Here is a 22389-nt window from a genome sequence, read left to right on the forward strand (position 1 = left end):
CATATGACTTCCTGCAGAATGCATCTGTTGGGAGGAAATAGAGTGTCGCCTGAAGAAATTAAGTCGCGAGTCGGTTCAGGGCTTTTGTCTTTCCCCGTCACACACTTCACATCGGACTACCACCTCAATCTGGACAGTTTCCAACGGCACGTTGAATGGCTGTCGGGTTTTGAAGCTGCTGCCCTGTTTGCAGCCGGAGGGACCGGTGAGTTTTTCTCGCTTTCACCGGCCGAGGTCGGACAGGTCACGCGTGCAGCAAAGGAAGTGTCGGGCGAGGTTCCGATCATCGCCGGGTGCGGCTATGGCATGTCACTTGCCCATGAGACGGCCAGGATCGTCGAAGGCGCAGGCGCAGACGGGATTCTCCTCCTGCCACACTATCTGACTGAAGCGCCGCAGGAGGGCATCTTCGCGCATGTCAAAGCAGTCTGCGATGCAACCGGCCTTGGCGTCATTCTATACAACCGCGCCAATTCGGTGGCCAATGCCGATACGGTGGCGCGCCTGGCAGATGCCTGTCCCAACCTGATCGGGTTCAAGGACGGAACCGGCAAAGTGGACCTAGTGCGTCATGTCACGGCCAAGCTGGGTGACCGGCTCTGCTATATTGGCGGCATGCCGACCCATGAGCTCTTCGCAGAAGGTTTCAACGGGGTCGGCGTAACGACCTATTCCTCCGCGGTTTTCAATTTCGTCCCGAAACTCGCACAGCGCTTTTATCGCGCGATGCGCGCGGGCGACAGGGCCGTCATGGAAGAGATACTTAGCAGTTTCTTTTTTCCTTTTGCAGCCTTGCGCGACCGCAAGGCCGGGTACCCGGTTTCCATCATCAAGGCCGGCGTCGATCTCGTCGGCTATGGACCCGGTCCCGTACGCCCGCCGCTGATCGACCTCGATGGCGAGGAACGGGAAATACTGCGCCAACTGATTGCCGCCGCGGGCGGCTGACCGGCAAGTTCGGTCGGCGCCCGGAGACGGTGCCCCGATCCTGATATCGTCATCGTTTCATCTGGGAGGAATGTAATGAAAAAGACATCTATTCGCATTATCGCAGGAGCACTGGCAATTGCCGGCTGGGCCGGCCCTGCGGCGGCGCAAAATGGCGCTCAGATCAATATCGTTCTGCCTGAACAACCGGCAAATCTTGAACCATGCGGCACCATTATCACCAATGTCGGCCAGATCTTGAGCCGTAATGTTGTCGAGCCGCTGACCATCATCGATCCAGCCAGCGGTCAGCCGGTCGCCAGTCTGGCAACACAATGGACGCAGGTCGATCCCAATACGTGGAGATTCAAGCTGCGCGAGGGCGTGACGTTTCACGACGGCGCCCCCTTCAACGCCCGGGCCGTCAAGTTTTCCATCGAACGGATGACCAGCGGCAAGGTCACGTGCAGCAATATTGCCAAGTTTGGCGACGCCAGGCTTACCGTCACTGCAATCGATGACCTGACCGTTGAAATCAAGTCTGACACGCCTCAGCCCATCTTGCCGACCCTGCTCAGCGTGATCATGGTTGTCTCTCCAAACACACCGGCGGACAAGGCGGTAAACGACCCCGTCGGTACCGGTCCTTTCAAGCTCTCCAGCTTTACGTCCCAGACCGTCGTACTGGAGTCATTTGACGGCTACTGGGGCAAGAAACCGGCCATTGCCAAAGCAAGCTATGTCTGGCGTCCCGAATCGTCCATCCGTGCGGCGATGGTTCAGACGGGCGAGGCCGATCTGACACCGTCCATCGCGATCCAGGATGCAACAAATCCGGATACCGATTTCGCCTATCTGAACTCGGAGACCACGGCGATCCGCATTGATGCAGGCTTCGCCCCGCTTGATGACGTTCGTATCCGCAAGGCGCTCAACCTGGCCATCGACTGGGAAGGCCTGTCCCAGCTCTTCGGCAAGGATGCGCAGCGCGCCTCGCAAATGGTCGTCAAGGGCATCAATGGTCACAATGATGCCCTTGCGGCCTGGACCTTCGATGCAGCAAAGGCCCGCGAGCTGATTGCCGAAGCCAGGGCAGCCGGTGTTCCGGTCGATACCGAAATCGAGCTGATCGGGCGCAACGGCATCTATCCGAACGGCTCGGAAGCCATGGAAGCAATGATGGCGATGTGGCAGGATGTCGGACTGAATGTGAAACTGACAATGCTCGACGTGAATGACTGGTTGCGTTATCTGCAAAAGCCCTTCCCGGAAGGGCGCGGCCCCAATCTCCTGCAGATGATGCACGACAACAACAAGGGCGACGCTGCTTTCACGATTCCGATTTTCTATACCTCGGTCGGCAGCTATTCGACCATGAACAATCCAGAGCTCGACAAGGATGTGGCAGATGCTATGGCTGCGACGGGTGACGACCGGACAGCAAGGTTCAAGGCAATCTTTTCCAAGGTTCACGACAACCTGGCTGTCGATATCCCGATGTTCCACATGATCGGTTACACCAGGGTGGGAACAAGGCTGGACTGGAAGCCGGACATCACCACCAACAGTGAAATACCGCTTGCCAATATCGGCCTGAGGAACTGACCCATTCCGATGCCGGGACCATGCGGGCGCGGTTTTCGCGCTCGTTCCCACTCCAGATGAATCCAGAGGCTTCGTATGATGTTAGGCTATATGGGCAGGCGCGCCTATCACAGCACCATTTCAGTAATTGGGCTTCTGACGCTTGTCTTCTTCCTCACGCGTTTGACCGGGGATCCGTCGGCGCTCTATCTCCCGCTGGACTCAAGCATTGAGGCGCGCGAGGCGTTTGCACGCCTCAATGGCCTCGACCAGCCCATCCATACACAATTCCTGCACTATCTGCGCAACCTCCTTTCTTTGGATTTCGGACAATCCCTGCGCCAGAACCGCTCGGCCATAGAGGTGGCACTGGAGGCGTTCCCGGCTACCTTGAAGCTCGCAATTCTTGCCATGACGCTCTCTACGGTTCTTGCCGTGATTGTTGGTGCGCTGGCCGCGGCGCGCCCCGGAAGCCTGTTCGACCGCGTAGCCGGACTGGTTTCGCTCACCGGCGCCAGCATGCCCGATTTCTGGATCGCGATTGTCGGGATTCTCGTTTTTTCCGTTGGCCTTGGTATGCTGCCGACCTCCGGTACCGGTACGGCCCTGCACTGGATCATGCCGATCATCGTGCTCATGCTTCGCCCGTTCGGTCTTCTGGTCCAGGTGGTGCGCGGCACAATGATCTCGGCACTTGCTGCCCCCTATATCAAAACGGCTCACGCTAAGGGGATAAAGCGACGGCGCATCATCTTTGGACACGCATTGCGCAATTCCCTGCTGCCCGTCATTACCGTTGCCGGCGATCTTGCCACCGGTCTCATTAACGGCGCGGTGGTGGTCGAGACAATTTTTGGCTGGCCCGGCATCGGCAAACTGATGATCGACTCGATCATTCAGCGCGATTTTGCTGTGGTCCAGTCGACAATTCTGGTCACTGCCATTGCCATCTTTATCGTCAATATCGCGATCGACCTTCTCTACGTCGCTCTCGATCCGCGCATTCGCTACTGAGGAGCTCGATATGGCCGACGTGACGATGCCGCTGCCGAAACTGCCTGGAAATCTGCGTCAGCTGGCAATTTACCTCAGGCGCGACAAGCTTGCACTGTGCGCAGCGCTCTTCCTGATCCTGCTGATTGCCTGCGTGGCCCTCGGACCCCTGCTTGTCGGCGAATCGGCAAGCAGACTGGGCCTGAGGCAGCGCAATCTGCCGCCCTTTTCTCTCGATCACGGATTCATCTATTTTCTCGGTGCGGATACGCTTGGCCGGCCGATCCTGACGCGTTTGATCGTGGGTTCACAGAACACGCTTGGAATCGCGGCTGCTGCCGTGTTCTTCTCGATGTCTGTCGGCGGCGCGCTGGGACTCGTGGCCGGTTATTCGGAACGCTGGTACTGCCACGCCATACTGCGTCTGGCGGACGTCATTATGAGTTTTCCCTCATTGCTGCTTGCGCTGATCGTTCTTTATACGCTCGGCCCCAGCATGATGAACCTTGTTATCGTTCTGGCGATCACGCGCATGCCCATTTTCATACGAACCGCGCGGGCAGAAGTGCTCGAACTGCGCGAGCGCATGTTTGTGAGTGCTGCCTTGTCCATGGGCGCAAGCTCCCGGCGCATCCTGTTTCGGCATATCGCGCCTCTGGTTCTCCCGACGCTGGTCACGATCGCGGCCATCGACTTTGCAACAGTGATCCTGGCTGAATCCTCATTAAGTTTCCTCGGTCTTGGCATTCAACCTCCGGACTTCACCTGGGGCGCGATGGTGGCCAACGGACGCGGTTATCTGGCCTCGGCATGGTGGATCGCCTTCTGGCCAGGCCTTGCAATCCTCCTGACGACCCTTTCCCTGAACATTCTCGCCAGCTGGGCCCGGACTGTTGCCGATCCTCTTCAACGCTGGCGTCTGCAATCGCTGCGAAAGGCTCCCCGATGACCGGTACGGGCAAACCCATTCTCCGGATCGAAAATCTGACAGTGGACTTCCTGTCCGAGGGTGACCCGGTACGGGCTGTCGACGATGTTTCTTTCCATGTCTGTCCGGGTGAAACGCTGGTTATTCTCGGGGAGAGCGGATCGGGCAAGAGCGTGAGTACCGGAACAGCCATGGGGCTGATCGACTGCCCGCCTGGCGATATTGTCAGCGGTTCGCTGGTGTTTGACGGTATCGATCTTTCCAATCTTGACGAGGAAGAGCGGCGTGCGTTGAACGGCCGGCGCATCGCCATGATTTTTCAGGATCCGCTGGCCTATCTTAACCCGGTCTATACGGTCGGCCGGCAGATCGCAGAAGTATTCGAGAGCCACAGCGAACATGGGCGCGGATCGGTGCGCGACAAGGTCGTGCAACTCATGCAGCGGGTTGGCATCCCTGAACCTGAAAAGCGCATTGACCATTACCCGCATCAATTCTCCGGCGGTCAGCGCCAGCGCGTAATGATTGCCATGGCAATTGCGCTTAAACCGGATATTCTGATCGCCGACGAACCGACGACCGCGCTCGACGTCAGCGTCCAGGCGCAAATCCTCGACTTGCTGCGCGATCTTCAGCGCGAAACCGGCATGGCCATGATCATGATCACCCATGATCTTGAGGTTGCGGCAGCCATGGCGGATCGTATTATCGTCATGAATGGCGGCAAGGTCGTGGAAAGCGGCAATGCCGAGGAGGTCTTTACCAGTCCGGGCCACGCCTATACACGCCGCCTGATGGCGGCGGTACCACAACGGGACCCCGGAAGGCAGCGCGCGCCTACCGGGGTCAAGGGCGACGTTCTTTTACAGGTCGAGAACCTCAGCAAGCACTATATGTTGACCTCGGGCCTTTTCATGCCCAAGCGGGAATTCAGGGCGGTGGATGATGTCAGCTTTGTCCTGCGCCGGGGCCAAACGGTTGGCATCGTCGGCGAATCCGGATCGGGAAAATCCAGCATCGCGCGCATGCTCTTGCGACTGAACGATCCGACGTCGGGCAGGGCCCTGTTTGCGGGCGAGGATATATTCCAGCTCGAGGGCAAGGCACTCAACGGTTTTCGCAGGCGGGTCCAGATGGTGTTCCAGGATCCCTTCGGCTCGATGAATCCGCGGATGAATGTGCGGGCAATTATTTGCGAGCCGCTGGTGATCCACCCGGACATCCTGCCGCGTTCGCGCTGGAATGATCGGGTGGTTGAGTTGCTGCAGCTTGTCGGATTGAAAGCGGAGCACGCCGACCGTCATCCTCACCAGTTTTCAGGCGGCCAGAGGCAACGCATTGCTATCGCAAGAGCGCTCGCCAGCGATCCGGAGCTGATCGTCTGTGACGAGGCAGTATCCGCTCTTGATGTCTCCATCCAGATGCAGGTGATCGAGCTGTTGAGCGAGCTGAAACAGCGGCTCGGCCTTTCCTACCTCTTCATCACCCATGATCTACCGATCGTGCGCGAGTTTGCGGACCGCGTGATCGTAATGCAGCAAGGAAAGGTCGTGGAAGAAGACGATACGGAGGATTTGTTCGCCTCCCCTCGGCATCCCTATACGCAAGCACTGCTGAGTGCGGTACCGAAACCGAGATGGATGGCAGATCGATCCGCAAGCGAGGTGACAGGCACAAGCCGATGAAACTTTCTCGAGCATTCTAGATTATCTTGAAAAGGCCACACAGCTGTTGGCATGGTAATGTCAGCTAGACTAAACCAAAAATCCACAATGACAGCGGATTCGTGAGGCATGGATCCGCCCGCGATCGAGTTTGGATAAATACATCGAGGTCAGATCACATGTCGAGAGCAAACCGGACCATCTCCATCTTTCTCATTGGGCTCTTACCAGCGCTTGCATCGTGCAACGACAAATCCGTATCGCTTCAACCGGCTCAAGGTCTGTGTAGTGCCGATGCCGCCCGGAAACTGGTCGGGAAGCCCAAGCCGACAGACGCAGAAGCAATGCGTCTGTCAAATTCAAAGCTTGTGCGGCAGATAGAGCCGGGCCAGATGGTCACCCACGACTACAGGCAAGAACGGGTTACGATCGAAACGGATCCAGCATCCGGCCGCGTTGTTGGAGCGACTTGCGGCTAGGTAAAATCAGGAATTGTTCCTCTGGAACAACGCAGCACTTGTAAAACTGCATGAAATAGTCGGCGGTTCGCCTCCGATCAAGGCGTTCGACGTTATCAGCCACTCAGTGCAAATCCTGCTGTTTATGGTATCAGTTTGACCATCTTTTCATTTCCCGATGATCAACAGATTTGGCCAGAGATCCGCGTTTAGCCGGGCCTGACGAACGCTTTTGTCGTTGCAGCAGTCCCGCCAGGATCTGCGTGGCGTGCTGCTTTCTCACTCGCCTCGTACGCGACTTGATGCTGATTAACAGAAGCGTTCGGAAGACAACTCGAGCGCATTTTACCGCTGGTCAAGAGATTACACGTGCCTACGGACGCTTCACGGCCGCTGGTTCAACCTTCATTTGTGGGCTGTCAATCTTTCGAGCAGGCTGCGGAGAGCTGGGCGGCCCACAATCAAGCTCTCCTATCTGTTTCCCGAAGGTATGCAGGGCATGGCTGTCCTATCTTCCGATATAGGACGCCAGTTCATCTGGCGTCCCATTGGGAAACGCTTGTTTCAGAAAATCCAGGAAGGCGGAGACCCGAGCGCTCAGCAGTCGCCGCGAGGGGTAGAGCGCCCAAAGCGCGATATCGGATCCCTTGATATCTCCCCAATGGGTCAGGCTGCCGTCATTCAGATCGTGGGTCACCAGCGAAATCGGCAGACGGGCCGCACCGACACCGGCGCGAACGGCGTCCCGGACCATGATCAGCGACGACAAGACAAGGACCGGCTCGATCTTTATCTGCGTGGGTCCTTTTGGGGTCGTGACATTCCAGGTCTGCCGGTCGCCAGACCCACGGACGACTCCCGGAGCCGCATTGTCTCCGGCGGGACGAGGCAAATCAGGGCTCGCGACGACGACCAGGCGATCATGAAGGAAGGCGCGACCAACGAGGCTTTCATCCGGATCCGGATTGACCCGAATAACCAGGTCATAACCTTCCTCAATCATATCGACGGCCCGATCCTCCGTGGTGACTTCAAGCTTCACGTCCGGATATTTGAGGGCAAATCCCGCGGCGATCTTGCCCATGGCGGTCTGCGAAAGAAGAAGTGGCGCGCTTACCCTCAACCGGCCGCGGGGTTTCTCCGCCCCTGAGACAATGGCGGATGCCGTCTCGTCGATCTCTATGAGAAGCGCCGCTGTCCGTTCGTGAAGGGCGCGTCCTTCCTCAGTGAGTTTCAGGTTGCGGGCGCCGCGCTCGAAGAGCCGGAGCTCAAGCGCAGCCTCCAGCTCCGTTACCCGCCGCGACAGCGTCGCCTTCGGGCGATTGGAGGCTCTCGCTGCTTTACCAAAGCCCCCGTGGCGGGCCACGAGATTGAAATCCGCAAGTGCGACGAGATCCATGAGTGTTCCAATTATGAGACAGAGTGACCAGATTGGGAGTCTATTGGCCGGACAATGAACCGTGCATATTCGGGGTGTCAAGCAAATCCAACACGGAGACATCCAATGACAACGTCCGCTCCTCAGTCAAATCTGGCCGCTTCCCCGAAAATCGTCATCCTGGGTGCCACCGGCCCGACAGGTCGCCATATCGTAGCCCAAGCTGTGGCCCGCGGATACGACGTCACCGTCCTGGTCCGTTCGCCAGAGAAGGCAGCTGAACTCAAGGGCGCCAAGATTGTCGTTGGCGATGCCCGCGACGAAAAGGCGCTTCGCCAGACCATCAAAGGCCGCGATGCGGTGATCAGCGCCCTTGGTACGCCAGCGAGCCCTTTTCGTGAAGTCACGCTTCTGTCCACCGCGACCCGCGCCCTCGTCAATGCCATGAAGGCAGAGCAGGTCTCACGGCTTATCGCGGTTACCGGGCTTGGCGCCGGCGACAGCAAGGGACATGGCGGCTTTCTCTTCGATAACCTGATCTATCCTTTGCTTTTGCGGAAGGTCTACGCTGACAAGAACCGCCAGGAGGCAATCGTAAAGGGCAGCGATCTCGATTGGACCATTGTCCGTCCTTCGATCCTGAACAACAAACAGGAGCACAAACCGGTCCGAGCTCTGACCGATCTCAGCGACGTACATGGCGGTACGATCTCGCGTAAAGACGTTGCCACCTTCCTGCTCGATCAAGTCACCTCGAGCACATGGCTCAAGAAAACGCCGTTCATCACATGGTAACCGCGAGATCCAAACTGACGCCAAGATCTCCACTGCGGCCCGATACGAAGCTGAGTTTCATGAACTCAAGGGCTTGGAAGGCCAAAGGAACGCCTACACCAGGAACGTGATGGATCAGTTGAGGGTGCCCTGAGACATCCTTTAATTGATGCCAAAGCAGACAAGGAGAAGCCTGTGTCTGATCAACGCGGTGGGCGATAGCGCAGTGGCCATCGTATGTTTGGCGACAAGCCCCATGTCTCCTGGAGACAAAAAGTTTTCAATATACTTTGAAGGGTAGTGGATTTAGGAATGCCTGGCGCCATGCGGTCGGATGGTGCTTCGGCAAACGGGGCCAAGAACGTCGGGAAGATGGTAAAAGTTCCGACAATCAAAAGCCAATGGACACGCGTCATTTATAAGGCTTAGTTGTCTTCACCACATTCCTCATTGACCTATCAGATATTTTTACGTTTTCGTAACCGGCCGAGCTCCGTTTCTACTGAGCGTAGTGTATTGGCCCCAAGAGCCAGTCCCATCCTATCGGCCACTTCAACTATGGCGGACAGGATTTCATCCCGGTCCCAACCGGCCTCTTGGGCATCACCGATGATGTTGATTATTTCATCTTCGACAGCACGTTGACACTCTGCAAAGCGCTCGGGGTGGCGGCGGTCGATGCGTGGTCGCATTATGGACATGCTTTCCCTCCAGGAGCCGATTTGGCTTGTTTGAGCGATGATATTCGATCCTGAGTTGCGCACGCAAGCAGTGCGCCGACTCAGCAAATGCCGACGACTGCGAATGTCTGAGCCTGTGACAACAATGTCATCAAATCACGGATATCACGTCAGTGCTTGAGCGAACATGCCTCACGGTTTTCAGCTGCGGCGCAACTGGGCAGTGTCCACTCAGCGGTTTCGTTCGAAACGTTATTTGGACCGATTACGAATAAGAGAGCTTGCTGTACTCACACGAAGTCAAATCTCTTTGCCAACGTTGTAAGCTGTCCCCGGACATATCTTTAGTCGCTGAATATCGTCATTTTACCCTGCGCCGTGACTGGCCTTGCGCAGCTATTCAAGCTCGTTGAATGTACCCTCCATGGAGCTATCGGCGAGTCAGTTAATGCGGAGGTTATGGGCTTGAGGAAGCAGAAGCGGTTCATCATGCATCCAGACGATGAAAAGGATTTTGAACAGGAGGTGCTCGCAGAAGAGGGTGTCGTATTGGTTGATGGGCCGATCTGGACATCCGATTCGCCAGCCAAATTGAACTCACTTGATCGGATAGGAAACTACTGCATCATTTGGTCCACGCTGGATCGTCCATCCCTGAGTGCGCAGTACAAGGGAGATGAATGGCATTGCGATTCAGAGATGGCGACCATTCAGTTTCTCCGGAGCAGGATACATGGCGATCTGCTTACCGAGGGTTCGCTTTCCATCAGCACTGACCCGGCTACACAGACCGAGGCGAGGCGGATAGAGAAACGTTTTCACTCCTATTTCAAGCACATGAAATCCAATTATCGGAACTCTGCTGTTTGCTGGTACAGCTTAGCTCCGTTTTTGCCGGCGGCGCCGGGCCGCTCGGCAAATCCAGGCATGCCTGATTCCAATGTTTGGGTTGGTCCTCACGCCCTCCGTTGGTTGAGGGCCGACAAGCATCGCCGCGTTAGGCAACACTCGAGCTTCGGTGCTTATGCAGTTCTTGGCGAGGACGTTCAGAGGCTTATTTCGGGTAGTTTGCCCACACCAGACCTCTCGTAGCTCTGCGGCACGGTGTTTTGCACTTCGCTGGAGTGGTTGAGCCAATATGCGCGACGGCTAAAACCGAAGAAATTGCCTATGCCGATCAGTCCATGAACCAGCCGGGCAAGGATCGGCAAAGCCACAGCGTGGGAAAGCCCTGGCTGTCCCTTGCGGCAACGGTTCACTGCAGGCCTGCGACGTCAGGCGCAAAAATTATCGCGCACTTCCAAAAACCACTTCTAGCTATCCCGTTCGCTGATCAATTTATGGCGATGGGTTATCCATTGACCAATATATATGAGCAGTGCACACCCGATGGGCGAGCCCACTTCGTTCACGACTGTACCCAAAGTTTTCGGCAGCGTAAGAGCTGTCCCCATTGTTACAGAAGACGAATAAGTCAGAAAGGCAATTGCTCCACCAAATACAACGCCGATCAATACCCCTGATCCGATGTATCGGTCGATTTTTAGAGAATCTTGCTGGACAAGCTTCGCCAAAAGCCAACCCAATATCCCGTATTCAATTGCGCGAAGAATACTGATTGTCGCCAGGGAAAGTACTGCCGGCTGATCCGCTACCTTCAATATTCCATTCATGGTTTTCTGCGCTGATTTCGCGAAGGCAACTGCAATCGGCGCTGATGCCAGTGCGATGAGTCCCGCCACGGACGCGCGAGCTTTGCTCAGGAATACGCCGATGCTGACACCTGTGCAGACGAAGAATGACCATGTGACGCCTTGAGCCAAATCAGAGATAAACAAAACACCCGCAGGGGCGCTGCCTCCGGCTAGTTTGGCGGCAAGTATAAACCCTTGCATGACAAACCCCAACAGGACTGAGAGCAATGCAACTGTCCCAATTTGGCGCAGAGCATCATCGCCGATTGTGCGCGTTGGTTCGGGTTCCAAACGATCTTGTGCCAAGGTCATCCTCCCCAAAATTCACCTGAGCGCAGAATAACACGAAAATCAAACCAGCACAGGCTCTCCTATTGCTTCAGTCGCCTCCGCAAACTGTCCTGGTCCGATGGTTCCCGTGAACAAGATTCCAGGGAAGGACCCACCAGGTTTTTCAGTTCCTCTCGCAAAGCAGGCAATTTGGCCGCTAGGCCTCACACGACGCTTTGCAGCCAAAAGGAAGAATTCGTTTCGGCCTTGCAACATTAATGCTAAGCGGGTGGGCTGTAGTTTAAGGAAGCGTTATGAAGAAATTGTTTCTCGTTTTTTTGACGATTATTATTGCGGTGATGGCTCTTGCTGGCTCTCGCTGGTATCGCTACGTCAGCAACACGGACAGCCCTTACGATGAAATTGGTATCACCCTCAACAATGCCGCGCCAGACCCAATCAATAGATGGGGATGTGCCATGCTTGAAACCCGTTTTGCCAAGTCCGTACCACCATATGGTTGCGCTGGCGAAAACGCCACGCAGTGGAAGTAAAGACGATGGTTTCTCGGTTGGTTCAGCTTTTCAATTATCCCGTACAACCGATCATTGCGCTGCTACGCCAGGCAAAAACATGGCGAACGGTTCTTCCACAGCGCGCTTGAGAAAAGCGGCATAAGGTGCGAAACCTGCTTGATCAGGACCTATTCGGCCCATCGGAGCCTCGGCCAGCGCCTTCATTGGAATATAGACTATCGGGGCAGCCACGGGTGTGAGTTGTGCGCCGCGACCGGCCTGCAACGTGGTAAGTATTCCGTACATTTCACCGGTAATGGAAGGTCGGGACACAATGATCAATCTCTGCTGACCGGATGTGTTGGTAGAGAGATAAATATGGCCGGAAAGATTGGGGATTGCCACTGTACCCTGTTGGGTGAAAGCAGCGTCTAACCTGTCTTTTTCATTGAACCGGAGATTGGAAGAGGCGTTGCTCCAATGAATCTCGGTGCAATAGGCAAAGATCGCCTGCCTGTCGCCGAACGATGGGCGGATCGTCAGATAAAGACCTTCTATCCACGCCACCGATGCCCGTGAGTATGCCCCCAATTGCTCATCTGCCTGGCCATTTGAAACGGGAGACGAAACATTCTGCATGTCTGCAGCCCGCAGGCGCATGGCAAGCGCCTCTTCCAATCGTATCGTCGTTGCCAGCGTAAACGGTCGGTGGCCTGATAGGGCCTTTTCCAGCGTTGAAAGGCTTATCTTCGCAAGATCGGCCAGATGCTGCCTAGAGATTCTGCGACGCGCCAATTCTTCACGAATTCGCGCGGCAACAGCCAGGTTCTGTTTTTCGGAAAGTTCGTCGCTATCCATTCACCTGCCCGAATATGTAAGGGTCCGCACATTCCGTCACATATCCACACATCGTGGCATCCGGCAAGGCTGGAGATGGCGCATGGGTGCGGAACATCACGGAAGCTTACGCTGGCGGCAAAATGGCACGTGGATGAAATGGGGAAAGCTTCCCGACGGGAGCATCAACAGGAGCTTTCCGATGAACCCTTTAACACTCAACCGCAAAAAAAGATCAATACCCCGCTGGGTGGGGCACAGTTGCCGAGCAATTGGCCTGATCAACCTTCTCGTTCTGCCATTGATTGCGCTTGCTGCGACCCTGTTTTCTGCAATTCCTTCGCGTGCAGAAGTTTCTTCTTCTCGAACACAACAAATGACGCTTGATGACGTAAAATCCGGTTCGTTGCTGTTGCAGGGCACCGCGCCAGGCCACTATGTGGCAGCCACCCGCGTGGCGACTGATGTTGACATCGTTGTCAGCGGCCCGACGGCTCGCACTCGCATCACCCAGATATTCACAAACCCTTCCAATGACTGGGTCGAGGCTGTCTATGCATATCCTCTGCCGGAGCATAGTGCAGTGCACGGGCTTAAGATGGTTGTCGGCAAACGCGTTATCATAGGAGAAATCAAGGAGCGGCTGGAGGCGAAAGCCATCTACGAGAATGCAAAGGCAGTTGGTCAGAAAGCTAGCTTAGTGGAAGCGGCGCGACCTAATCTTTTTACCAACTCGCTCGCCAATATCGGACCGCACGAACAGGTCGTCGTACAGATCGATCTACAGGAGCCTGTCCGCCTTTCCAACGATGTATTTTCCCTTCGCGTGCCGCTGGTTGTTGCACCTCGCTATAATCCCGCCCCAGTAACGCAATCAGCGGATGTCTCCGCCAACAGCAAGGGTTGGAGTGTTGTGGCTGATCCCGTTCCTGACCGCGAAAAGATTACATCTCCTGTGCTCGATCGCCGTATCAATGCACCAGTAAATCCGGTGAGTATCAAGGTTCGTCTACAGGCGGGATTTAACCTTAACGAAGTCAAGAGCCATTTCCATTCTGTAAAGACGGAAACCATCGATGCCCAGACGCGGCTTATCACTCTCCTTGACGGCACCCATGCCGATAGAGATTTTGAACTGACCTGGAGGCCGAAGGACAGCAAGATTCCCGCAGTTGGACTTTTCCGGGAACATGTCGGCGACGAAGATTATGCCATTGCCTACGTAACACCTCCCGCCATCCAGCAGCAGAAAGATGCACGTCCCCGCGAGATCGTCTTCGTCATCGACAACTCCGGCTCCATGGGCGGACCTTCCATGGATCAAGCCAAGGCCAGCCTGGATTATGCATTGAGCCGTTTAAAACCCGCCGATCAATTTAACATCATCCGTTTTGATGACACAATGAACCTTCTTTTTGTTGACACCGTCAAAGCCGATGCCAGGAACGTTTCCGTGGCTCGTGAATTTGTTGGCAGCCTTCAGACATCCGGCGGTACGGAAATGCTTGAGCCGTTACGGGCGGCGTTGAATGACCCACGTCCGGCTGATCAGTCTTTTATTCGCCAGATTGTTTTCCTCACCGATGGTGCTGTTGGCAATGAACAGCAACTCCTGGATACAATTGCCGCAAAACGCGGTCGCTCACGGGTTTTCATGGTCGGCATCGGCTCGGCTCCGAACAACTACCTGATGAACCGCGCTGCTGAGCTCGGTCGTGGCAGTTTTACATTCATTGGTTCGGGCGAACAGGTCAATGACCGTATGCGTGATCTGTTCGTTAAACTGGAAAACCCCGTCGTAACCAACCTTGTTGCAACATTCTCGTCCGGCAATGGGGACATGACACCATCCCAATTGCCTGATCTTTATCAGGGCGAGCCTTTGGTCATCGCAGCAAAGCTTGGCTCACTTTCAGGAGTTCTTACTGTAAAGGGAACGATTGGCAGGCAGCCTTGGGAGCTGACGGTTCCAGTAGCTAATGCTGCGACCGGTGAAGGCCTGTCTAAGCTCTGGGCGCGTCGCAGGATTTCCGATGCGGAAGTCGAGAATACGCTTGGCATCTCTGGCATCGACGAAACCAACAAGCGCATTCTCAAGCTGGCTCTTGACCATGGTCTCGTAACCCGTCTTACCAGCCTGGTTGCGATCGACAAGACACCGTCACGCACTCAAGACCAGCCTTTGACACGCTCTGACGTTCCGCTGAATCTTCCGGCGGGCTGGGATTTCGACAAGGTCTTCGGAGAGCACGCGGACCGCAAAGCTGATATCGATATACAAAATATCAAGCAGATCGCTTTGAACAGAGCGTCCGAGGTGGCCGGAGACTTGCAAGGACAGCTACCTCTGCCTCAAACTGCAACCGATGCTGAACTACGCATGCTCGGCGGCCTTCTGCTTCTCCTGGCCAGTGCCGGTCTGTTGCTCAACCGTAAATCCGGACGCAAGTCATCATGATCGCGACGCCAGAAACGCCCAAGGGCTGGGCGGTCTTGCGCCCGGCCTTTCGGCTCGTAACTATGATGGCTGCTCTTACCGGTTTCCTGCTTTTCGGCCAGGGCATTTGGATACATGCGAAGGCTGAGCTCGCGCAGATACTCCTGGAACGCGCATTTGCCGAAACGCTCGCAACTGGCAAGACTGTAAAACCTTGGTCCTGGGCTGACACATGGCCTGTTGCCCGCATAGAGGTTCCCCGCCTGGCTGAGAGCGCTATCGTGCTGCATGGTGCAAGTGGTCAAGCCCTGGCTTTTGGCCCCGGTCATCTCGAACGAAGCGCTGAGCCCGGCGGCGATGGCACGACAGTCTATGCCGCACATCGCGATACACATTTTGCGTTCCTGAAGAATGTGGGTATCGGCGATGACATCATGGTGACAGGAAAGGATGCCCAAGCCTTCCACTACCGGGTAACGGAAACGGCAATCGTTCGGTGGGATCAATCCGGGGTCAACGCCGAGGCATTCGGCAAAAATCTCGTGCTTGCTACCTGCTGGCCATTCGACAGCATCACGTCCGGTCCAATGCGCTATCTCGTGAAGGCGACGCTTGTTCCGGGAAATTGAAAAGTGGCTCTTCAGCCACCCGATCGACTGGACGACGCAAATCCCGCGTGTCTCGAAGAATGAGACTACGAGACTGGGAATCCTTCCAAAGAAATATCCATAACGGTCTGGACGAACTTTATTGTAATAAGGTTCCTCTTGAGTAACGATGCCGGGCTTGCCGAATAATCAAGAGGTGCAAGCTCTGCACAAATGGCAGAGCGCCGAGATGTCTCACGGCGCCTTGGCGCGGTGCTGACGCGTGCCGTCAGAGGCTACCCTCCGCAAGCAGCTCTCGTGTCCGTTTCAGGGTCGATAGCAGGGCCGATTTGTATCCCTTTTCGCTGTCGAATTGCCTCTGTTCCGCCTGTTCTTCCGGACCATTTGGAACTTTGCCGCGCAGGCCGATGTAGCAGTAGAATTTCAGCTGCAAGGCCCCTGTTTCATCTTCGAAGATTTCGTTGATGATCGCGCCCTCACGTGGACCAGTGGCTTGGAAGAAGGTGACTTTGCTATGGGGTTCAAGGGTGATGATCTCCCTGATGTCGAAGTGCGCGATGGTGGCTTCGCGCACGAAATGCGTCGCACTTTCCTCGATGACATCACAGCGGGTGCAGAGGCCAGCCGGGAGAAAGAGGCGCGCATCGCGTGCCTTCAGTTCCAGGCCCTTCCAGACTTGCTCGCGGGTCAGCTTTATTTCGCCTTCGGGATTTACGGGGATGGTAGCGGTTGAATAGATCATGACGATGTTCCTTGTTTGGAAACGGTAGACGGCAGCCTCAGGCAGAGGGAGCAGTATCCTTGGCGAAGTCGCGATAGGAGCGGAGCGGGCGGCCGAGAAGTGTTGTCAGGCGCTCGAGGTCGCCGCCCTCGGGCAGCATGCCGTCGGTCAGGAAGCGCTCGCCCATCATGCGCATGTCGTAGGCCATCCACGGCGGCATGAACTGCTTCAGGCTCTGCTCGAAGACCAGAGTGTCACCGCCTGCATAATTGATCTGGCGGCCAAGAACGTCGGACCAGATGGCGGCGATATCTGTTCCTGTGAGTGTGACAGGACCGACAAGATTGATGCGATTGGTCGGAAGCACTTGAGGAGCCTGTTCGCGACGCAGCAGTTCAATTGCTGCAATCTCCGCGATATCGCGGACATCGATCATGGCGAGACCCTTGTCACCGACGGGCATCGGGTAGATGCCATAGTCCGTGATGACGTCTCTGATTGTCAGATCGTTCTGGATGAAGTAGGCCGGGCGCAGGATAGTGGCATTCATGCCCATCTGCTCGATCATCCGCTCCACGCCGAACTTGCCGGCAAAATGCGGGACGTTGACGTAGATGTCGGAGTGAATAACCGACAGGTAGACGATCCGCTCAACGCCGGCCGAGCGGGCAACATTGAGCGCGATCAAGGCTTGGGTGAATTCATCGGATACCACGGCGTTCAGTAGGAAGAGCGTTGAGACGCCTTCGAAGGCCCTCCGAAGCGAGTCGACATCGAGGAAGTCGCCTTTGGCGACGGCAACCTCGGCCGGGAAGTTTGCTTTCGAGGGATCACGGACGAGAGCGCGAACGTCTGCGCCACGATCGACAAGGTGTTGAATGACTTGGCTGCCGATATTGCCGGTGGCGCCGGTCACGAGGATAGTCATGGGATTTTCTCCGGGGTTGATATTACTTGACACCCCGAATATGGACGGATCAATATCTATCCAATAGATCGCTAATCTAGACACTCCGTCTCACTGTTGGAACAGAAAATGGATCTCGTCGCGCTTGCTGACTTCAACCTTGTTGCCCGCCACGGCGGCTTCGGCAAAGCCGCACGAGCCACCGGGCGGCCGAAGGCAACCCTGTCACGCCGGGTGGCGGAACTGGAGGGTGCCCTTGATCTCAGGCTGTTCGAGTGCGGCGCGCGCAATCTTAAACTTACCGAGGAAGGACGCGCTCTTTTTGAGCAGACAGCCGCGCTCCTGACGGAGCTCGACGAAACAGCCAGCGCCATTGCCTCGGCTGCGGAAAAGCCGCGTGGCAGGTTGCGGATCAGCGCACGTATTGCATGCTTTTGATCTCCCACCGCGTTAAGTTCAAACACGGATGTTGAAGTGCATGACATCCTCACGGCTGCCCATCTTGGTATAGAGAGTCACTGCCGGATCATCTTCGTAGTCCGCCTGCACATAGATCACCCAGGCACCGCGGTCACGGGAGATCCTGCGAAGCTGCTCAATGAGAGAAGTTGCTACGCCCCTACGGCGGTGTTTTTCATCGACAGCCAGGTCATAGATCCAGGTCATAGATATAGATCTCCCGGCGCTGGCGTTCAAATTTCTGGAGCTCATAGGCGACCAAGCCACCGATGACGTGGTTATCTTGTATGCAGACCAGAACGATGACGTGGTCCATCGACAGCAGATTTGAAATGTAGGCCGAAATTGGTGGTTCGCCTGTGTAGGTAGCCGGATCACCGAAAGCCCGAGCAAACACGACGTTCATCTCGCGAAATGCGATGTCGTCGTTCGGTCCTACCTTCGGATGTTCATTGATTGCATGTTCGTGCTCTTTAGCCTGTCAAGGGAGTTAGTTTGCTCCGTCGAGTCAATGCCCACGAGATAGAGCGGGATAAGTTGTGATTGTATAAGGGGCGTGCGCGCATGCAAATTGTTGCACCTTGCACCGAAACACTTGCCGGGCACATGGGATAATCTTCACGGCTTGCCGCCAGGAAGGTTTGCGGCCTAACGCCCTAGACTGATCGAACCTGACTTCTAACGAAACTCCAAAAGCCGGACGGCCGACGCAAAAGTTGCCGACGGGATTGCGTGAAAAAAATCGACAAGACGGCTCGTTCTGTTGTCCGTGCCAGCGATTCGATAAGCAAATCCCAACAAAAGCAATCACAAGTAAAGGTGCGTCACCCAGTTATTATCATTACCGTCCGTTCAGTATAGGCCATGTAATAAACATAAATGTTCTTTTAGCCTTCGGGACGCAAGTTGAATAAACTTCATAGCATGTCGCCGTTTAAACCAATTGCCTAAACTCTGCTCCGCATACAGGGGAAGTGGTCTGTCTCGTCTGGATCGTGACCAGAAGATCGTTGCTCTGATCCGATCTGCCACAACCAATCTCATTCACCTTCTATTCATCTTGGCGATTTATTTTCTAAGGCACGGGGGTCCATTAGAATGAGGATTCTGCGATGTCACTTAGATCAGGGTTTTATGCGCTAATTCTTGCGCTGGGTTTCTTCTCATTTGCTCCTCCGGCGGGAGCTGCACCATTATCGTATAATTCCGGTAGTCCCGAAATTTCCGGGCCAGTTGAAGCTGTTGGATGGCGTTGTGGCCGTGGCTGGCGGATGAACAGGTATGGCGATTGTGTTCCCAATCGTCGGGCATCAGTTTGTGGTCGGGGATGGCGACTGAACCGATACGGTGAATGTGTTAGGGTAAGGCCGGTTGCTCGCGTGTGCGCACGTGGTTACCACCTGACGCCGCGTGGTTTGTGCGTGAGGAACTGGTAGAAATCCAAATTTCGGACGCCGGTGCACGAGCGGCAGTCTTCGGGCTGCCGCTCAATCTTTCGGCCTGCTTTGGCCCTTTAGTGCCTGAACGAACTGCGTCAAAGAATGGATTGAATCTGTCGTAGAAACAAGACGATCAAAATCCTCGGCTATTTTGGCGCACAGGTCTGGTGTCAGCTTCCTCAGATTTGAAGTGACCAAATTGAAGTCTGGAGTTCCGCGGCTGGCAATTGAACGAAGGATAATAAAGGTCTCGACTTCGCCGTCGTCACGCTCGACAAATAACGCCAGCGAACCGCCATCGGCTGCTGCAGCGCTGTCATTTATTTTCTTGAACATTGCACTACTCTCATTTCGGTTCTGAATGAATCCATCTGTAACTTGGAAGTTTTTGCGCAGTACGTTATCGGCACCTTTGCAGTGCCGATAACTCATGGCTTCGTAGAATGCACGGGCTAGTTGCCCGGTAGGAGACGAATCGACTCCCGCCTTTTGACCCAGTCAACGGTGCATGACCTGAATATTGTGACGGTCCAATCGACAAACTGGATATTTCAGGTTCGCATTGACTCCCTACCTCAATTGTCAGACAGTCAATTGTCGTCAGGCATTTATGACCACTGACGCTCGAGAGTGCTTTGAGCTTTCGCCTGGCGCAGCTCGTTATGTGCATTTAAGTAGATTTTCGCATAGCCATGTCCCACCTGATGAGTGGGACATAATGCAAACCATTCGTTGCGAAGCATTTAAAATTTTTCGTCAACAGCCACACACTCCATGATACGCCAAGACTTGCTCACAAGGGCTCTCAAAGGGCCGTAGAGACAGAGATCAGTATCAAACATGTTATCATTGAGCCACGGCCACATCCGGTTTGCATAAGCATAGTGACACAGCCAGTATTTATTCAATTTGAGGAGGATGCGATGAAGTACATTCCAATTCCTAAAAGGACGACGCGCCGGGAAAGCGAAACCAGCTCCGGAAAACTAATCGCCTCGAGCACGAACGTGAGGGCCGCTCACGGTCTTGAACCTATACCGTCGACGGATTGGACCGAATTGTCCAATATACTCAGACGTTCGGGCGGCGGTTTTTCGCACACTCGCAAGCCTGCGGGCTGATTTCGATATGGCGGCACAACATGTCAAAGAGATCGATGAAGCAATAAACGAACTTATTGCTGCTCGTCGGCTGGAAATTATCCAGATTGCTCAAAATGGTGCAAATCCTGGACCGATTAAAAACCTGATGGAAATTCAAATGGCTATTGATTCATTGCTGAGAGCTAGAAAGCATGAGCAATCTCTTTAGCCCGTTAAACATAAGGCTGGTATAACGAAGACAAACAGATAGTCCAAACCAAGCCAACATCGAATTGGAAGGGCCGAGGTCCCGGCAAGGTTGGAGAGACTTACACCGTCGATCACCCGATGGAGGCGTTTAAGCTAAACAAGGATGTTGCCCAACAGTTGATTATTAAATTTAATGGCGACTGTGAGCGCATCAACGACTCGGTCAATGCTCGAAGGCCACGCAGATAATTCCTCCGTATGGCTCGCAACATGTCGGCATCAATTTACCCGACGGTAGACAGTCAACTGATGTTGTGGAAAACCTGAGAGCGAGGAAAGGCCTGAGCATCAAGACAACATCGACATCACCGCGGCTGTAATAGCCAGGAAGCCGGGTCGGGCAATGCCGATGCGCACATTCTGAGGGGATTGTTAAAAAGAGGACGGCGCGGCTGTGATGTAAATCCAACAGAAGCGGTTAGATTGTACCGCGAGGCGGCAGATCAAGGTCATGCCGGAGCGCAATATCGACTGGGTCAAATGAGCGAGTATGGTATAGGCTGTGGGAAAATCGGTAATAGGAACCACTGTAGCAATGGGCTGGCAAATCGCCTCTCCATCTCGAAGAACAAGGGTTTGGTGTGCACAGGCAACGGGAGATCATGATGTCAAAGCGCAAGCTCATCCACATTGGAACCGACAAACACGGTGAGCGGAAAAATGAAGAGAGCCCGTTCACTTTGTCTGTCAATGTTGGTCAATTCCCATCCTCCGACCAGTACAAGGTAAAAAACGACGCCACCCCTGGCTCGCGTAACCAGAACGATCATAGATCCACGTGAAAATCGCCACCTACAATGTCAACGGCGTGAACGGCCGTCTTGATGTCCTTCTCCGTTGGCTCGGCGAGGCGGAGCCGGACGTTGTTGTTCTTCAGGAGCTGAAAGCGCCGGACGCCAGATTTCCCGCCAAGGCTATCGAGGCTTCGGGCTATGGCGCGGTTTGGCACGGTCAAAAATCCTGGAACGGCGTCGCCATTCTTGCCCGGGGAAAACAGCCGCACCTTACGCGAAAAGATCTCCCTGGAGAGCCCGAGGATGAGCAGAGCCGGTTTATCGAGGCCATCGTGGACGGTATTGTGATTGGCGGCCTTTATCTTCCCAATGGCAATCCTTATCCCGGCCCGAAATTCGACTACAAGCTCCGCTGGTTCCGGCGTTTGCATGACTATGCGGCGGAGCTCCTGGAACTTGAGGTTCCGGTCGTGCTGGTGGGCGACTACAATGTCATGCCCACGGAACTGGACGTCTATAAACCGGAGCGCTGGAAGGACGACGCCCTGTTTCGCACAGAAGTTCGGGAGGCCTACCAAAACTTGATCAATCAGGGCTGGACTGATGCGCTGCGGCAGATGCATCCGGGAGAACGGATCTATACGTTCTGGGACTATTTCCGCAACGCCTATGGACGCGACGCGGGCCTGAGACTCGACCATTTCCTCCTCAGTGCCGATCTTGCAGGACGATTGGCAAAGGCCGAAGTCGACAAACACGTGCGCGGCTGGGCCCATAGCAGCGATCACGCGCCGGTGTGGATTGAGCTAAATGACAAGATCAAGCGGAGAAAATGAAATGTTGACCAGCAAACGAACGTGGACCTAATTCAAAAATCTCATTATCGAATGGGTCTGTACAAAATAGATAGTCCTGGGAAAACGGTCGTTTGAAAATGCCGATAATAGGCGAAACGGCGACTCTACAGTCGATGAAATGTCCGAAATACAAGGAAATCAGGCATTCTAGATGACTAAGAAGGTCGGCTGCA

General features: G+C 55.0%; 22 protein-coding genes and 2 pseudogenes. 16 read left to right on the forward strand and 8 right to left on the reverse strand.

The annotated features are described in order from the left end of the window. Positions 1-42: 42 nt before the first annotated feature. From kdgD to ACTJI9_RS18100, 6 genes are all read left to right on the forward strand, one after another. Entirely contained in the window at positions 43-948 is a 906-nt protein-coding gene (kdgD, locus tag ACTJI9_RS18075; protein ID WP_440809875.1) for a 5-dehydro-4-deoxyglucarate dehydratase, read from the forward strand. A gap of 75 nt (positions 949-1023) precedes the next feature. After that, positions 1024-2532 (forward strand): ABC transporter substrate-binding protein, encoded by a 1509-nt coding sequence (locus ACTJI9_RS18080; protein ID WP_440809877.1) that lies wholly within the window; start codon positions 1024-1026, stop codon positions 2530-2532. Positions 2533-2610: 78 nt separating this feature from the next. After that, positions 2611-3525 (forward strand): ABC transporter permease, encoded by a 915-nt coding sequence (locus ACTJI9_RS18085; protein WP_440810398.1) that lies wholly within the window; start codon positions 2611-2613, stop codon positions 3523-3525. Positions 3526-3550: 25 nt separating this feature from the next. Beyond that, the gene (locus tag ACTJI9_RS18090) at positions 3551-4453 is read left to right on the forward strand and encodes an ABC transporter permease (protein WP_440810400.1); all 903 of its coding nucleotides are present in this window, start codon (positions 3551-3553) and stop codon (positions 4451-4453) included. Further along, positions 4450-6117: an ABC transporter ATP-binding protein gene (locus ACTJI9_RS18095; RefSeq protein WP_440809879.1), complete on the forward strand. Its 1668-nt coding sequence runs from the start codon at positions 4450-4452 to the stop codon at positions 6115-6117. The genes ACTJI9_RS18090 and ACTJI9_RS18095 overlap by 4 nt, the downstream gene beginning before the upstream one ends. A gap of 158 nt (positions 6118-6275) precedes the next feature. After that, positions 6276-6575: an I78 family peptidase inhibitor gene (locus tag ACTJI9_RS18100; RefSeq protein WP_440809881.1), complete on the forward strand. Its 300-nt coding sequence runs from the start codon at positions 6276-6278 to the stop codon at positions 6573-6575. Positions 6576-7062: 487 nt separating this feature from the next. Here the strand turns inward: ACTJI9_RS18100 and ACTJI9_RS18105 are convergent, their stop codons facing one another. Further along, positions 7063-7953, reverse strand: coding sequence for a LysR family transcriptional regulator (locus tag ACTJI9_RS18105; RefSeq protein ID WP_440809883.1), 891 nt, complete (start codon positions 7951-7953; stop codon positions 7063-7065). Positions 7954-8058: 105 nt separating this feature from the next. Between ACTJI9_RS18105 and ACTJI9_RS18110 the strand changes: the two genes are divergently transcribed. Continuing rightward, complete coding sequence (locus ACTJI9_RS18110; protein WP_440809886.1) at positions 8059-8727, forward strand: NAD(P)-dependent oxidoreductase; 669 nt, start codon at positions 8059-8061, stop codon at positions 8725-8727. A 437-nt stretch (positions 8728-9164) separates the two neighbouring features. Here the strand turns inward: ACTJI9_RS18110 and ACTJI9_RS18115 are convergent, their stop codons facing one another. Further along, positions 9165-9407, reverse strand: a complete 243-nt coding sequence (locus tag ACTJI9_RS18115) for a hypothetical protein (RefSeq protein ID WP_307278109.1) — start codon at positions 9405-9407, stop codon at positions 9165-9167. 444 nt (positions 9408-9851) lie between these two features. On the opposite strand from ACTJI9_RS18115, the gene ACTJI9_RS18120 reads away from it, so the two are divergent. Continuing rightward, the gene (locus tag ACTJI9_RS18120; RefSeq protein ID WP_440809889.1) at positions 9852-10478 is read left to right on the forward strand and encodes a hypothetical protein; all 627 of its coding nucleotides are present in this window, start codon (positions 9852-9854) and stop codon (positions 10476-10478) included. 221 nt (positions 10479-10699) lie between these two features. On the opposite strand, the gene ACTJI9_RS18125 is transcribed toward ACTJI9_RS18120, so the two are convergent. Then, positions 10700-11386 (reverse strand): hypothetical protein, encoded by a 687-nt coding sequence (locus tag ACTJI9_RS18125; protein WP_440809892.1) that lies wholly within the window; start codon positions 11384-11386, stop codon positions 10700-10702. A gap of 278 nt (positions 11387-11664) precedes the next feature. Between ACTJI9_RS18125 and ACTJI9_RS18130 the strand changes: the two genes are divergently transcribed. After that, positions 11665-11904: a hypothetical protein gene (locus ACTJI9_RS18130; RefSeq protein WP_440809895.1), complete on the forward strand. Its 240-nt coding sequence runs from the start codon at positions 11665-11667 to the stop codon at positions 11902-11904. Between the two features lie 51 nt (positions 11905-11955). Here ACTJI9_RS18130 and ACTJI9_RS18135 read toward each other — a convergent pair whose 3' ends face one another. Then, positions 11956-12723, reverse strand: a complete 768-nt coding sequence (locus tag ACTJI9_RS18135) for a helix-turn-helix domain-containing protein (protein ID WP_440809898.1) — start codon at positions 12721-12723, stop codon at positions 11956-11958. A gap of 181 nt (positions 12724-12904) precedes the next feature. Between ACTJI9_RS18135 and ACTJI9_RS18140 the strand changes: the two genes are divergently transcribed. Next, complete coding sequence (locus ACTJI9_RS18140; protein ID WP_440809900.1) at positions 12905-15160, forward strand: marine proteobacterial sortase target protein; 2256 nt, start codon at positions 12905-12907, stop codon at positions 15158-15160. Beyond that, on the forward strand, positions 15157-15768 hold the full coding sequence (locus tag ACTJI9_RS18145; protein ID WP_440809902.1) for a class GN sortase: 612 nt from the start codon (positions 15157-15159) through the stop codon (positions 15766-15768). The genes ACTJI9_RS18140 and ACTJI9_RS18145 overlap by 4 nt, the downstream gene beginning before the upstream one ends. 247 nt (positions 15769-16015) lie before the next feature. On the opposite strand, the gene ACTJI9_RS18150 is transcribed toward ACTJI9_RS18145, so the two are convergent. Both ACTJI9_RS18150 and ACTJI9_RS18155 read right to left on the reverse strand, forming a co-directional pair. Next, complete coding sequence (locus tag ACTJI9_RS18150; protein WP_440809905.1) at positions 16016-16489, reverse strand: SRPBCC family protein; 474 nt, start codon at positions 16487-16489, stop codon at positions 16016-16018. Between the two features lie 37 nt (positions 16490-16526). After that, the gene (locus ACTJI9_RS18155) at positions 16527-17396 is read right to left on the reverse strand and encodes an SDR family oxidoreductase (RefSeq protein WP_440809907.1); all 870 of its coding nucleotides are present in this window, start codon (positions 17394-17396) and stop codon (positions 16527-16529) included. 108 nt (positions 17397-17504) lie between these two features. On the opposite strand from ACTJI9_RS18155, the pseudogene ACTJI9_RS18160 reads away from it, so the two are divergent. Next, positions 17505-17795: pseudogene (locus ACTJI9_RS18160) on the forward strand (LysR family transcriptional regulator); the annotation flags it as partial. Between the two features lie 36 nt (positions 17796-17831). On the opposite strand, the pseudogene ACTJI9_RS18165 reads toward ACTJI9_RS18160, so the two are convergent. Continuing rightward, a pseudogene (locus ACTJI9_RS18165) lies at positions 17832-18240 on the reverse strand (GNAT family N-acetyltransferase). A 706-nt stretch (positions 18241-18946) separates the two neighbouring features. Here ACTJI9_RS18165 and ACTJI9_RS18170 point away from each other — a divergent pair. Beyond that, entirely contained in the window at positions 18947-19270 is a 324-nt protein-coding gene (locus ACTJI9_RS18170; protein ID WP_440809910.1) for a GCG_CRPN prefix-to-repeats domain-containing protein, read from the forward strand. Positions 19271-19321: 51 nt separating this feature from the next. On the opposite strand, the gene ACTJI9_RS18175 is transcribed toward ACTJI9_RS18170, so the two are convergent. After that, positions 19322-19609, reverse strand: coding sequence for a hypothetical protein (locus tag ACTJI9_RS18175; protein WP_440809912.1), 288 nt, complete (start codon positions 19607-19609; stop codon positions 19322-19324). A 792-nt stretch (positions 19610-20401) separates the two neighbouring features. On the opposite strand from ACTJI9_RS18175, the gene ACTJI9_RS18180 reads away from it, so the two are divergent. The 3 genes from ACTJI9_RS18180 (at position 20402) to xth (ending at position 22195) form a co-directional block, all read left to right on the forward strand. Then, the gene (locus ACTJI9_RS18180; RefSeq protein ID WP_336441160.1) at positions 20402-20584 is read left to right on the forward strand and encodes a hypothetical protein; all 183 of its coding nucleotides are present in this window, start codon (positions 20402-20404) and stop codon (positions 20582-20584) included. A gap of 410 nt (positions 20585-20994) precedes the next feature. Further along, positions 20995-21231 carry a tetratricopeptide repeat protein gene (locus ACTJI9_RS18185; RefSeq protein WP_440809915.1) on the forward strand — a complete coding sequence of 79 codons (237 nt, stop codon included), beginning with the start codon at positions 20995-20997 and terminating at the stop codon, positions 21229-21231. Between the two features lie 172 nt (positions 21232-21403). Beyond that, positions 21404-22195, forward strand: a complete 792-nt coding sequence (gene xth, locus ACTJI9_RS18190; protein ID WP_307278136.1) for an exodeoxyribonuclease III — start codon at positions 21404-21406, stop codon at positions 22193-22195. The last annotated feature ends 194 nt before the right edge of the window (positions 22196-22389 follow it).

The organism is Phyllobacterium sp. 22552 (assembly GCF_052044585.1).
Classification (GTDB): domain Bacteria; phylum Pseudomonadota; class Alphaproteobacteria; order Rhizobiales; family Rhizobiaceae; genus Phyllobacterium; species Phyllobacterium ifriqiyense.